Here is a 12325-nt window from a genome sequence, read left to right as displayed (position 1 = left end):
CCGTGAAGCTTGCACTCCTTTCTCGCGCTCCACAGTCGTACTCGACCGGCAGGTTGCGCCAGGCAGCCGAAGACCGCGGGCATGAAGTTCGTGTGCTCAACACCCTGCGCTTTGGCATTGATCTCGCGGGCGGGGTGCCAGATCTCAGATATCGCGGATCGCAGCTGAGTGACTACGACGCGATTCTGCCCCGCATCGGCAATTCGATTACCTACTTTGGCACGGCCGTGGTGCGGCAGTTTGAGCAGATGGACGTGTACACGCCCAACACGTCGAACGGCATTACGAACTCTCGCGACAAACTGCGCGCGAGTCAGATTCTTGCGCGGCACGGCATTGGTATGCCCGAGACCGCGTTTGTGCGCAATCGCGCAGATGTGAAGCCGGCGATCGAGAGTGTTGGCGGCGCCCCCGTCGTGATCAAGCTGCTCGAGGGCACGCAGGGCGTCGGGGTTATTCTCGCGCCGCAGGTCAAGGTGGCCGAGGCGATCATTGAGACCCTGCACTCGACGAACCAGAACGTGCTCATCCAGCGTTTCGTTCAGGAGAGCGCCGGGCGCGACATTCGGGCGCTCGTCGTGGGCGATCGGGTGGTTGCGGCGATGCGTCGCACCGCGGCTGGCGACGAGTTTCGCTCGAACGTGCACCGCGGCGGCAGTGTCGAGGCGGTGAAGCTCGACGCGGCCTACGAAGAGGCCGCGGTTCGCTCGGCGCAGATCATGGGCCTCAGGGTTGCTGGCGTTGACATGCTCGAGGGTGACGAGGGGCCGCTCGTGATGGAGGTGAACTCGTCGCCGGGGCTCGAGGGCATCGAGCGGGCGACGGGGCTCGATGTCGCGGGCGCGATCATCGACTTCATCTCGAATCAGGTGGCGTTTCCCGAGATCGACGTGCGGCAGCGTCTCTCGGTTTCGACGGGGTACGGCGTCGCTGAGCTGCAGGTGCACGCCGGGGCCGAACTCATCGGCAAAACCCTCGGCGACTCGGGGCTTTGGGAGCGCGACATCACGGTGCTCACGCTGCACCGCGGGGTGCAGGTGATTCCGAACCCCCGCAAGCACGTGGTGCTGGAAGACGATGACCGGTTGTTGTGCTTCGGCAAGCTCGAAGAGATGCGCTCGCTCATTCCGGCACGGTCGGCGAGGCGGCAGCGCATTCACAAGCTGCCGAAGGACGCGCTCGACGAGTATGGCGACGCGGCCTCATCGACCGAAGATTTGTGAGCCGCGCGACCGGCTAGCGTTCGGCGTCGGCCTGGGGTTCGGCCGGTTCTGCGGGCTCGGCTGATGCTGTTGCTGCAGCGGGCTCGAGGGGCTCGTCGCTCGGGGTCGACCGCTTGCGAGTGATTGAACGCCAGAGCCCGCCGACAAAGAGGGCAACGACGATGACGCCGAGGGTCGTGAGCGCGATCGTCTCGGTCTGGCCGCTCAGGGTCACCTCGAAAGTGGTCGAGGCGATGTCTTCGCCCTTCGTGGTGTCGCGCAGCTGTACCTTGAGGTCGACTTGCCCGCTTGAGGCGCGGCTTTTCACCGGCACGAGGTGGTTGATGGTGCTCTCGGCCGGAATCACGGTGGGCTCGAGCTTGGGCTTCTGCACGATGAGTGCGGCCGATCCGGTCGAGACGGTGCCGGCAACGCGGGCGTCGAATGGCAGGGTGTTGCGCAGCTGAATGGGCAGGTTTGAGGTGCTGCCGAGCAGCCTCGTGTGCTCGGTGTCGACGATGCGAACGCCCTGCTGCAGGCGCTCGTTGCCCGCGAGGTGCACCCCGATGCGGTTTTCGAGCGCGTCCTGCGCGGGCTCCGATCCCGAGAGGGGGCCCCGCACGGCGAGGGTGCTCGCGAGTCGGTCGCGCTGGTAGTCAACGAGCAACTGTGGCTCGGCGAGTACGCGTGAGTATTCGACGACGCGCTCTTCTGAGCGCACGGCCTCGGCCATCTGGTCGAGCGCTTTCTGCACGTCTGCCTCACCGGTGAGCGTCACGGTGCCGGGCGTGAGGTTTTCGACGGGGGTCATGCTCACCCACGGCAGGCGGCTCATCTCGGTGAAGAGGGCCTCGAGCGACTCTCCGCCAGCAGCGGTGCCGCGGTCGACCGCGAGCAGTGCCTCTGCCGCTTTGCCCTCTTGAGCGCTTGACCCGAGTACGGCTGTGACCGAGGCGAGCAGTGCCGCGGCCTCGGCGCTGTCAATGTCGCTCTCGGCTGCGAGAAATGCCCTTGCGGTTTCTTCGAGTGCCGCTTCTGAGCGGTACAGGGTTGCACCGCCGAGGGTTCCCCGCGCCGCTCCAGCGGCGTCTTCGCCGTTCACAACAATGTTCGTGAGACCCTGCGCGACCAGCGCCTCGATGGCCTTGGTGCTGAGGCTCGCGGCCGAGGGCCAAGCGAAACCATCGATCGCCGTATCCCAGGTGACGAGCTCTTCGAGCACGGGAGGCATTGATCCATCGGTCAGCGATGCGATCGAGTGGTCGTGGCTCTTGTGCGCAGAGTCTGACTCGGCCTGCTCGGTGAGCTCGGTGAAGTGGCGCGCGAGAAACGAGAGGCCCGTTGGCTCGAGGGCCCCGTCGGGCATGAGCAGCGCCGTCGCGACCGGGTCAGCGTCGGCGTAGCCGAGCGCGGCGGTCGCGAGAGACTGCGAGGTGATGCGGTCGACGAGTTCGCGGGTTGCGGGCGATGCACTCGCGCCGAGGCTGCGCACGTAGCCGACAACGCGCGGATCGACAGCAACGAGCGACCCGGCCGTTTCTGCCGCGTCGAGCAGTCGTTCGATTGAGCGGTGATCACCGAGTGCGAGGTCGACCTCGGCTGGGGTGACGGGGGGTGTGTCGGTTTCTGGGTACACGAGCGGCACGATGGTCGCGAGATTGAGGCGTGCTTCGATGCTCGAGGCGTTCCACACGAACGGGGTGCCGGGCTGGGTGCGTGTGATGCTCTCGGTGGGTTGGCCGTCGCTCGGGCTGTTCTCTGCGGCTTCGGTCCAGCTCACCTGCGTTTGGTACACGCCTGCCGCGCTCTCAGCGTTGAGCGCGAACGACGATGAGGCCGGGGTTGCCTTTGATGCGAAGCGCTCCCCCGCCGCGATGATCGGGGTTTCGATGGTCGCGACGGCGAGGCCGGCTGGTTCGGTGGTGACGGTGTCGCCGGTGATCTCGTCGAGTTTCGTGACCGGGTCGGTCAAGATCCGAACCTGCACAGAGCCAGCGGGCAGCGGATCATCGCCGAGGTTTGCAACCTCGACGAGGAACGTGTGGTCGCCTGACTCGGTCATCGACGCCGATTCAGCCACGGCGCTGAGCGTGATGGTGGTCTCGGCTTGGTCGTCGCCCTCACGATTGGCGTCTGGATCTGCCTCGGTATCGGCCTCGGCGTCGCTGCCGGCGTCGTCATCGGTCGCGGGTCGCACTTCAGTCTGAACCTCGCGCTGTGCGTCCCGCGGCTGCGCCGAGGGTGCGGCTGATGCTGCGAAGACTCCGGGAAAGACGAGGAGAACCGCAGTGACGATCGTGGTGAGGGCCGCACGCATGCGATCAAGTCTAGGAGCCCACGCTGGACAAATGGGTTTTGACAGCGACGCCAAGTAAGCTGTGACGCATGCTTTCTCTCGCAGAATCGATGGCAACACTCACAGAAATTGCCGAGTCGAAACCGGTGAAGGCGCTTGCCGAAGCGTTTGCGGCGGCCGGTCACGAGTGTGCGCTCGTCGGCGGGCCCGTGCGCGATGCGCTCATTGGCAGGCCCGTCACCGATCTCGATTTCGCGACCTCTGCGCGACCCGATGAGACGCGTGAGATTCTCGAGACTATCGCCCAAAAGACCTGGGATGTCGGCCGTGCCTTCGGCACGATTGCGGCGAGGGTGCACGGTGAGCAGGTCGAGGTGACCACCTACCGTTCAGACGTGTACCGCGAAGACTCGCGAAAGCCCGTCGTCGCCTTCGGCGACACCATCGAGGGCGATCTTGTGCGCCGTGACTTCACGATCAACGCGCTCGCGCTCATGCTGCCCGAAATGCGCCTCGTTGACGTCTCGGGTGGCGTCGAAGATCTCATCGCGGGCACGATCATGACTCCGGGATCAGCCGAGCAGTCGTTTAGCGACGATCCGCTGCGAATGATGCGAGCTGCACGGTTTGCGTCACAGCTCGGCTTCGCCGTCGATCCGCGGGTCACGAAGGCGATGACCGACATGGCCGACCGCCTCGACATCATCTCGGCGGAGCGCGTGCGCGACGAACTCGTGAAAACGCTCTCGACCGATGACCCGGTCGCCGGCCTGCGCATTCTCGTCGACACGGGGCTGTGCGACCGATTCTTGCCCGAGTTCAGTGCGCTTCGCGAGATGCAAGACGACCACGGTCGCCACAAAGACGTGTACGAGCACACGCTCACGGTGCTTGAGCAGGCCATCGCGCTTGAGAAATCGCGGGGGTCGAGCCCAGATGGGCCCGACGTCACCCTGCGCCTCGCGGCCGTCATGCACGATATCGGCAAGCCCGCCACCAGGCGCTACGAGCAGGGGCAGGTGACCTTTCGCCACCACGACGTCGTCGGTGCGAAGCTCACGAAGAAGCGACTACGCGAACTGCGCTTCGACAACGAGACCATCGCGCAGGTCGCGAAGCTCGTCGAATTGCACCTGCGCTTTTTCGGCTACAGCGACCAGGCGTGGAGCGACTCGGCCGTGCGCCGGTACGTGCGCGACGCGGGCAGCGAGCTTGAGCGGCTGCACATCATCACGCGGGCCGATGTGACGACGCGCAACAAGCGCAAGGCCGACCGGCTTGAGTTCGCCTACGACGACATTGAGCGTCGCATTGACGAGCTTGCCGAGCAAGAAGCGCTCGACGCCGTACGGCCAGAGCTTGACGGGCAGCAGATTATGCAGCTGCTCGGCATCGCTCCCGGGCGCGAGGTCGGGCTGGCCTACAAGTTTTTGCTCGACCTACGGCTCGACGAGGGCCCCATCGGTGAAGCGGCCGCAGCAGAGCGGCTCATCGCCTGGTGGGCCGAGCAACAGTCGGGCGACGCCCAGAGCACCGAGACAGAAGGCGAAGCATCGTGAATCACCACCCCGAAACCTGGTTTGGCGGCGCCGAGCGCGTCGTGTTTGTTCACGCTCACCCAGACGACGAGACGATCGCGACGGGTGGCACGATTGCTGCCCTTCGCGGGGCTGGAAAGCCCGCCGGCCTCGTGACTCTCACCCGCGGTGAGCGGGGCGAGGTGACCCCGGGCCCCTTCGCCTCGCTGCAGGGCACTCCGCAACTCGCGCCGCACCGCGAGCAGGAGTTGCAGGCCGCAATGCTCATGCTCGGCGTCGAGGGCCACGCCTTTCTCGGCGAGCCGCCCGCACGCCAGGCCGGCCTGGAACCACGCGTGTACGAAGACTCGGGAATGGAATGGGGCGACGACGGCATGGCCGTGAGCGCGGCCGAAACCGGCGCCGAGGCGCTCACGAAGGCCCCCGCAGCCGAGCTCATCAACGACCTGCTCTACGGCGTGCTCACGCTCGAGTGCGACGCGATCGTGAGCTACAACGACGAGGGTGGCTACGGGCACCCCGATCACGTTCTCGCCCACCGGGCGGCGCGCGCGGTAGCGGCGGCAATCGATGTTCCGTTCTGGGAGATCTCGAGCGACGAAGCGGCCGAGGCCTACGACGTCACCGAGAGCCTCGATCGCAAGATCGGCGCGCTTCGCATGCACGGGACGCAGCTCACCGTCATTGACGACGAGACGATCGAGCACGTCGGTGGGCAGCGGGAGCCGATCGCGAGCGTCGAGCGATTTATGCTTCGCGCAGCCCCGATACTGGGAGATGCGTGACTGCCCCGCGAGGGCTGTCGTATTACACTAAAAGGTGGCTTTCTTAATGAGAGTCACGAGCACAAGGAAAACTTGGGAGATGTCGATGGGTGTAAAGGTTGCTCTTGCGGGCATTGGAAACTGTGTGAGCTCACTGGTACAGGGTGTCGAGTACTACCGCGATGCGGCCGACGACGCCCAGGTTCCGGGACTCATGCACGTTCGGCTCGGCGGCTACCACGTGAGCGACCTCCAGTTCGTTGCCGCGTTCGACGTTGACGCGCAGAAGGTCGGTAAAGACCTCTCTGAGGCCATCTGGTCGGGCCACAACAACACCGTGAAATTCTCTGAGGTGCCGAACCTCGGCCTCGAGGTGCTTCGCGGCCCCACGCTCGACGGCTTCGGCTCGTACTACCAGGACGTGTCGACCGAGTCAGAGGCCCCCGTCGTCGACGTGGTGCAGGCGCTCAAAGACTCGGGCGCTGACGTGCTCGCCTGCTACCTTCCCGTTGGCTCAGAAGAGGCCGTCAAGTTCTACGCGCAGGCCGCCCTCGACGCCGGCATCGCGTTTGTGAACGCCGTGCCAGTGTTCGTCGCTTCAGACCCAGTGTGGGCGCAGAAGTTCGTTGACGCTGGCCTGCCCATTGTCGGCGACGACATTAAGAGCCAGGTTGGCGCGACGATCACGCACCGCGTGCTCGCCCGCCTCATGGAGTCGCGCGGCATTGCCCTCGACCACACCTACCAGCTCAACGTTGGCGGCAACATGGACTTCATGAACATGCTCGAGCGCGACCGTCTCGAGTCGAAGAAGATCTCAAAGACCCAGGCCGTCACCTCGAACATCGACGTCGATCTCGACGCCGACGACGTGCACATTGGCCCGAGCGACCACGTGCCCTGGCTCAAAGACCGCAAGTTCGCGTTCGTGCGTCTCGAGGGCCGCGGCTTCGGCGACGTACCCATGAGCCTCGAGTACAAGCTCGAGGTGTGGGATTCTCCCAACTCGGCTGGCACCATGATCGACGCGATCCGCTCGGCGAAGGTCGCGCTCGACCGCGGGCACAAGGGCCCCCTCGCTTCGGCGTCGGCGTACTTCATGAAGTCGCCCGCGGTGCAGCAGCCTGACGACGAGGCTCGCGCTGATCTTGAGGCGTTCCTCGCCCAGTAGTTTCGTGCACAGGGCGCCATGGTTCGGGTATTCTCGCACCATGGCGCCTTTTGCATCTCGACGAGCCTCGCGTGCCCTGTACATCGAGATCGACATTGCCGCGCCGATCGAGCTCGTGTGGCAGCTCACGCAAGACCCCGCCCAGCACACGCGGTGGGACGCGCGCTTTTCGCGCATCATCCCGACGACGCTTCGCGAAGACGGCGCGCAGCAGTTCAGGTACGAGCTCGACGCCCTCCCCCTCGTGACGATTCACGGCACGGGGGTCTCGGCTGGCGAGCGCTTCGGCGCGGCCGGCTCGCGCACCTCGGCGCTCACGTTTGAGAGCGATGGCTGGTTCTCGCCGCTTCGCTCGGGCCGCGGCTACTGGCGCTATGTTCCCACCGCCGAGGGCGTGCGTTTCATCACCGGCTACGACTACACCCCCGGCTTTGGTGCCGTTGGGCGCGTGCTCGACCGGCTCATCGTGCGTCGCATGGTGTGGTGGATCACCGCCTGGAGCTTCGATCGCCTGAGACAGTGGGCTGAGGCTGGCACCCTACCCGAGCGGATCGGCCCGCTGCGAGGCTGGTTCGGCGGGCCGCGGGCGCGAGCCTCGGCCTGCCGCAGTGCGCCGGAGGGTCGGACGACTCGGCCCTCGATGCGCGAGGCGCCCGAGCTTCTCGCGAGGCTTGACGACGATCAAGGAGCAGCCCATGGCTGAACAGCGAGGCGTGTTTGAGCGCGCTCTGGGAGATGACTTTGAACGGCTGCACCCGATGATGCGACGGCGCTTCGGGGTGGGCCTTGCGGCGGGCTACGGGTGCGTCGGCGAGGGGACGATGCTCGAGATTCGTCGCGGTGCCTGGTGGGTTCGCCCCTTTTTGCGGTTTGGTGCGCTGCGAAACATCATGTTTCCTGAGGCCGGCAGCAATGTGCCCTTTCGCATTGAGAACTACCCCTATCTCGATCGCTTTGGGCGCGAGACCGTGACCTTCGTGCGCACGATGCAGGTCACGCCGAGGCGGCAGCGCCGTTTTGACGCGACGATGATTTTTAGCGAGCGAGAGCGCCGCGTGATTGACTACCTCGGCACGCACCAGCACCTCGTGGTCGACCTCGATCTCGCGGTTGATGAGCGCGGTGGGCTGCGGCTCACCTCGGGTGCGCAGCGCTTTTACGAGGGGCCCGTGGCCTTCGCGTTTCCGATGTTGTTCAGCGGCAATGCCTCGCTCACGGAGTTCTACGATGACGAGCGGCAGTGCTACGTGATCGACATGGTGGTGCGCAATCGCTTCTTGGGGGCGCTGTTCGGGTACCGGGGCGAGTTCACGTGCGAGTTTCCCGAGTGCGATGACGCTCCGGCGCGGTTGAAGCCCGTGAGAGAGGAAGCGCGCGAGTGATGCGGCAGAGGCGCGAGCGTTCGGTATTTCTTGAGGCCATGGGGTCGCAAGCTGAGTTGTTGCACCCGAAGGTGCGGGAGTACGCCGAGGGGCCCGGTGGGGCCGAGGGCGAGCGTGGCGTGGTGGTTGGCGAGGGCGTCTTTCGGGTTGCCGGCAGTCGCTTTGGCCGCTTGAACCTCATCGCGAGGCCCTTCGTGGGGCCCGAGCTGCTCATGACCGGTTTCGGGCGAAACGTGCCGTTTCTCGTGCGTAACGAGCAGTCGCTCACGCCCGACGGGGCGACGAAGCTCACGGCGACGAGGGTGTTTTGCTTTGAGGGCGGCGAGCAGCGGTTCGTTGACGAGCTCTTCGTGGGCCCTGACCGGGGCACGCTCACGAACGTTCTCGGGGGTGCCGGCAGGGTCGAGCTGAGGCTTCGCTGTTCGGCGACCGATCGGGGCGAGCTCGTGCTGTGGTCGGAGCGGGCCTGGCTGCGGCTTGCGGGGCTGCGCTTGAGGCTTCCGTCGTTTGCCTCGGTGTCGGTTCACGTGCTGCACGGGTATGACGAGCGTGGCGGTCTGCAGACGGTTGCGGCCCGCGTGCGCAACCCGTTGCTGGGAACGGTGCTTGAGTACGAGGGATCATTTGATGCTTGGCCCGAGCAGTAAATTGCTCGGGCCAAGCGGGCGTTGGCCGGGCGCGTGCGTGACGCCGGGCCTTGGACGCAGGGCCTTAGAACGCCGGGGTGTTGCCCGACTCTTCGGTGACCTCGCGAACCTTGTCGCTCGTGAACGCCTTCTTGAGTGCGGCGATCTCGTCAGAGTCTTCGAGCTCGGCACGGGTGACGAGCTGAATGGTGAAGGGACCGTCGGTCTCTGAGGCGATCGTGTCTTTCTCGGGGTCGAGGTCGATCATGCGCGCGAAGGCGTAGTACATGAACACCGCGTCGGCCTCGGGGTATGCGGCCGGCAGCTCAGAGAAGCCGACCTGGGTGAACTCGACGTTCTTCGGGTTCTCGACGATGTCGTCGAGGCCCGCCTCGAAGCGCTCAACCTTCGGGTCAAGCTTCAGCACGCCGCCCTGTTCGAGCAGGTCGAGCGCGCGCCCCGTGTTTGAGGTGTCTTCGGGAATGAATAGCTTTGCGCCCTCTGGCAGCTCCTCCCACGAGCGGAACTCGCGCGAGTAGAACGACACGATGGCGTCGTATACGGGCTGCACCGCGACGAGGTCGGCGTTGTTAGCCTCGTTGAACTCCTCCATGTACGGAATGTGCTGTGAGAAGCTCGCGTCGACCTCGCCCTCCTTAATCGCGTTGTTGACGATCGGGTAGTCGCCGAGCTCAACGAGCTCGATCTCGTACCCCTCTTCAATCGAGTCGGCTGCCGCGAGCACGACGTCGGTCATGGGCGTTGAAACCGCCGCGACACGAATCGTGACGGGCTCGTCGCCTGACTTCCCTGCCTCCGGTGACTCGGAGGCCCCACATGCCGTAACGCCGAGGCCGATGATGGCGGCCGAGGCTACGGTGAGCAGTCGTCTTGTGAACGTCATGGTTCTCCTTGCTGAGTGATGATTGGGTGTTGTGAACGCCGAAAACCCGGATGGTGATCGGCTCGGGAGGCTTGAACTACTTCGCGGGGGTGAAGGCCGCGGGCTGGTCGAAGCTTTCGAGCGTCTCGAGCACCTTCTCTGAGGTGAACGCGCGCTTTAGCGCCTCAATCTCTGGGCTGTCGACGTTGTCTTCGCGGGCGACGAGCGAAACCGCGAAGCGATCATCCTGATCGGTTGCGAGTGCGTCGGTGTCGGGAAAGAGCTCGAGCTGGCGCGCGTACGAGGCGAGCAGGTAGGTGAGGTCGGCCTCGTCGTACGAGACGTTCGCGTTTGCGAGCTCGACCGCGATGAACTCGAGGTTCTTGGGGTTCTTCTCGACGTCATCGACCGTGGCATCGAACTTGTCGACGCCCTTCTTCAGCGTGATGAGGCCTTCGCTCTCGAGCAGCCCGAGCGCCCTACCCTGGTTACTGTCGTTCGGGATCGATACCTTGGCGCCGTCGGCGAGGTCGTCGAGCGACTTCAGGTCTTTCGCGTAAAAGCCGCCCACGACGTAGTAGATGGGCTGTACGACGGCGAGGGTGCCATTGTTTCCCTCGTTGAAGTCTTCCATGTGCGGCGGATGCTGGATGAAGTTTGCGTCGACCTCACCGTCGTTGAGAATGACGTTCGGGGTGAAGACGCCCGAGGTCTCGACGAGTTTCACCTCGTAGCCGTCTTCGATGACCTCGGCGGCGGCGAGCACCACGTCGGTCATGGGCGTTGACGACGAGGCAACCTGAATGACGACGGGGTCTTGTGATTTCGCGTCGTCGCTGTTGTCGGCATCGCCGGACTGCGCGCAGGCGCTCAGGCCGAGGGTCGCAATCGCGATGACGCCCACGGCGGTGAGGCGGCGTGAGAACTTCAAGGGAATCTCCTTCATTGGTGTGGGTGTTGCGGGGTGGTGAGGAGCGTCGCCAGGATTGGCGCTGCTAACGCTTGTCGAGTGCTGCTGAGATGCGGTTGCCCACGAACTGAATGATGAGTACGCAACCGACGGTGAGAATGACTGCCGCGTACATGAGCGTCCAGTCGTATCGCTGGTACCCGTGGCGCATCGCAAAGTCTCCGATACCGCCGCCACCGACAACCCCGAGCACGGTCGAGTATGAGACGAGGGTGACGGTCGCCGAGGTGAGGGCGTAGACGAGCCCGGGGCGGCCCTCAGAGAGCAGGAAACGGGTGACGATTTGCAGGGTGCTCGCCCCCATCGCCTGGGCGGCTCGAAGAATGCCGGGGGGAATCTCACGCAGAATCTGCTCGGTGAGCCTCGCGAAAATCGCGACGGCGACGAAAAGTAGCGGGAAGGTTCCTCCCGCTACTCCGAAAGATGTGCCGAGCACGAGGCGAGTGAACGGGATGAGGAAGACAATGAAGAGGAGGAAGGGGAAGGCGCGCACGACCGTGACGTACGAGTCGGCGATGAGCCACACGAAGCGATTCTTCCTGATGCCCCCTTTCCCGGTGAGAAAGATGACGGTGCCGAGCGGCAGGCCGAGCAACACCGCCGCGAGCAACGCAAAAAACACCATGATGCCGGTCTCGATGAGCGCTGTGCCGAGCGCGGGCCAGTTACTCACAATGGCGTCGATCATGACCCGAGGTAGCCTTTCGCGTAGTCAAGGTACGGCGTTTCATCATCGTCGCCGTTGAACGAGGTCGCAACCTCTACGACCTCGCGCAGCTTGCCGTTCTCGAAGAGGGCTGCTCGCTGGCAGATGGCTCTGACCGCGTCGAGCTCGTGCGAAACGAGCACGCAGGTGGTTGAAAACTCGGTGTTCGTGGCGCGAATGAGGCGCAGAATGTCGTCGCGCGTTGAGAGGTCGAGGGCCGAGGTCGGCTCGTCAAAGAGCACGATGCTCGGCTGCGTCATGAGGGCCCGCGCGATCGCGACGCGCTGCCGCTCGCCGCCTGAGAGCGCCCCCGGGTATTGCTTGGCGCGGTGCGAAAGGCCCACGAACGAGAGGAGCTCGGCAACGCGCTTCGGGTTCTTGGCACCCGTGAGCTTCAGTGGCAACTCGATGTTGTCTTCGACCGTCTCATTGCTGAGCAGATTATTGCCCTGAAACACGACCCCGATGGTGCGGCGCAGCTTGCGCAGCGCACGGTCAGAAAGGCCGGAGACAGAGGTACCGAGCACCCGCACTGATCCGCTCGTTGGCTGCAACAGGCCAACGCACAGGTCAAGGAACGTCGACTTACCAGACCCCGACTCCCCCACGATGCCAAAGATTTCACCCTGGGCGATCTCAAGAGAAACGTTGTGTAACGCCAGAACGGGCGCGGGGCCTTCGTACTGTTTGCTCACCTTCGTAAACGTGAGCGCCGCATCGCGGTCGGTCATGCGAACTTCCTGTGCTGTGGGTGCCCGTGCGCTCGGGTGCGGTGCGCGGGTCGGTG

General features: G+C 64.7%; 12 protein-coding genes. 7 read left to right on the top strand and 5 right to left on the bottom strand.

Annotated features, from left to right (window positions below; genetic code table 11):
* Nucleotides 1-2 precede the first annotated feature (2 nt).
* Nucleotides 3-1223, top strand: a complete 1221-nt coding sequence (locus tag JSO19_RS06595; protein WP_270910568.1) for a RimK family alpha-L-glutamate ligase — start codon at nt 3-5, stop codon at nt 1221-1223.
* Between the two features lie 13 nt (nt 1224-1236).
* Here the strand turns inward: JSO19_RS06595 and JSO19_RS06590 are convergent, their stop codons facing one another.
* The gene (locus JSO19_RS06590; protein WP_270910566.1) at nt 1237-3519 is read right to left on the bottom strand and encodes a DUF6049 family protein; all 2283 of its coding nucleotides are present in this window, start codon (nt 3517-3519) and stop codon (nt 1237-1239) included.
* Between the two features lie 68 nt (nt 3520-3587).
* Here JSO19_RS06590 and JSO19_RS06585 point away from each other — a divergent pair, with 68 nt between their 5' ends.
* From JSO19_RS06585 to JSO19_RS06560, 6 genes are all read left to right on the top strand, one after another.
* Nucleotides 3588-5057, top strand: a complete 1470-nt coding sequence (locus JSO19_RS06585; protein ID WP_270910564.1) for a CCA tRNA nucleotidyltransferase — start codon at nt 3588-3590, stop codon at nt 5055-5057.
* Nucleotides 5054-5821, top strand: a complete 768-nt coding sequence (locus tag JSO19_RS06580) for a PIG-L deacetylase family protein (RefSeq protein WP_270910562.1) — start codon at nt 5054-5056, stop codon at nt 5819-5821. The genes JSO19_RS06585 and JSO19_RS06580 overlap by 4 nt, the downstream gene beginning before the upstream one ends.
* An 85-nt stretch (nt 5822-5906) precedes the next feature.
* Nucleotides 5907-6971 carry an inositol-3-phosphate synthase gene (locus JSO19_RS06575; protein WP_442915710.1) on the top strand — a complete coding sequence of 355 codons (1065 nt, stop codon included), beginning with the start codon at nt 5907-5909 and terminating at the stop codon, nt 6969-6971.
* A 40-nt stretch (nt 6972-7011) separates the two neighbouring features.
* Nucleotides 7012-7674: an SRPBCC family protein gene (locus JSO19_RS06570; RefSeq protein WP_270910558.1), complete on the top strand. Its 663-nt coding sequence runs from the start codon at nt 7012-7014 to the stop codon at nt 7672-7674.
* Nucleotides 7667-8353 (top strand): DUF4166 domain-containing protein, encoded by a 687-nt coding sequence (locus tag JSO19_RS06565; RefSeq protein WP_270910556.1) that lies wholly within the window; start codon nt 7667-7669, stop codon nt 8351-8353. The genes JSO19_RS06570 and JSO19_RS06565 overlap by 8 nt, the downstream gene beginning before the upstream one ends.
* The gene (locus JSO19_RS06560; protein ID WP_270912107.1) at nt 8353-9000 is read left to right on the top strand and encodes a DUF4166 domain-containing protein; all 648 of its coding nucleotides are present in this window, start codon (nt 8353-8355) and stop codon (nt 8998-9000) included. Before JSO19_RS06565 ends, JSO19_RS06560 begins: the two co-directional genes overlap by 1 nt.
* A 64-nt stretch (nt 9001-9064) precedes the next feature.
* Here JSO19_RS06560 and JSO19_RS06555 read toward each other — a convergent pair whose 3' ends face one another.
* From JSO19_RS06555 to JSO19_RS06540, 4 genes are all read right to left on the bottom strand, one after another.
* Entirely contained in the window at nt 9065-9883 is an 819-nt protein-coding gene (locus tag JSO19_RS06555) for a MetQ/NlpA family ABC transporter substrate-binding protein (protein WP_270910554.1), read from the bottom strand.
* Nucleotides 9884-9959: 76 nt separating this feature from the next.
* Nucleotides 9960-10793, bottom strand: a complete 834-nt coding sequence (locus JSO19_RS06550; protein WP_270910553.1) for a MetQ/NlpA family ABC transporter substrate-binding protein — start codon at nt 10791-10793, stop codon at nt 9960-9962.
* 64 nt (nt 10794-10857) lie between these two features.
* A complete protein-coding gene (locus JSO19_RS06545; RefSeq protein ID WP_270910551.1) occupies nt 10858-11520 on the bottom strand; it encodes a methionine ABC transporter permease in 663 nt (220 codons plus the stop codon).
* Nucleotides 11517-12269: a methionine ABC transporter ATP-binding protein gene (locus JSO19_RS06540; RefSeq protein ID WP_270910550.1), complete on the bottom strand. Its 753-nt coding sequence runs from the start codon at nt 12267-12269 to the stop codon at nt 11517-11519. Before JSO19_RS06540 ends, JSO19_RS06545 begins: the two co-directional genes overlap by 4 nt.
* Nucleotides 12270-12325: the final 56 nt, after the last annotated feature.

The sequence above is a fragment of the Leucobacter sp. UCMA 4100 genome, assembly GCF_027853335.1.
In the GTDB taxonomy this organism is placed as follows: domain Bacteria; phylum Actinomycetota; class Actinomycetes; order Actinomycetales; family Microbacteriaceae; genus Leucobacter_A.
This window is presented reverse-complemented; position numbering and strand designations above follow the sequence as displayed.

Excerpts from the sequence above, each read along its gene's own strand:
- JSO19_RS06590 (WP_270910566.1), bottom strand. The coding sequence starts at position 3,519 with ATGCGTGCGGCCCTCACCACGATCGTCACTGCGGTTCTCCTCGTCTTT.
- JSO19_RS06585 (WP_270910564.1), top strand. The coding sequence starts at position 3,588 with ATGCTTTCTCTCGCAGAATCGATGGCAACACTCACAGAAATTGCCGAG.
- JSO19_RS06575 (WP_442915710.1), top strand. The coding sequence starts at position 5,907 with ATGGGTGTAAAGGTTGCTCTTGCGGGCATTGGAAACTGTGTGAGCTCA.
- JSO19_RS06570 (WP_270910558.1), top strand. The coding sequence starts at position 7,012 with ATGGCGCCTTTTGCATCTCGACGAGCCTCGCGTGCCCTGTACATCGAG.
- JSO19_RS06565 (WP_270910556.1), top strand. The coding sequence starts at position 7,667 with ATGGCTGAACAGCGAGGCGTGTTTGAGCGCGCTCTGGGAGATGACTTT.
- JSO19_RS06560 (WP_270912107.1), top strand. The coding sequence starts at position 8,353 with ATGCGGCAGAGGCGCGAGCGTTCGGTATTTCTTGAGGCCATGGGGTCG.
- JSO19_RS06555 (WP_270910554.1), bottom strand. The coding sequence starts at position 9,883 with ATGACGTTCACAAGACGACTGCTCACCGTAGCCTCGGCCGCCATCATC.
- JSO19_RS06545 (WP_270910551.1), bottom strand. The coding sequence starts at position 11,520 with ATGATCGACGCCATTGTGAGTAACTGGCCCGCGCTCGGCACAGCGCTC.
- JSO19_RS06540 (WP_270910550.1), bottom strand. The coding sequence starts at position 12,269 with ATGACCGACCGCGATGCGGCGCTCACGTTTACGAAGGTGAGCAAACAG.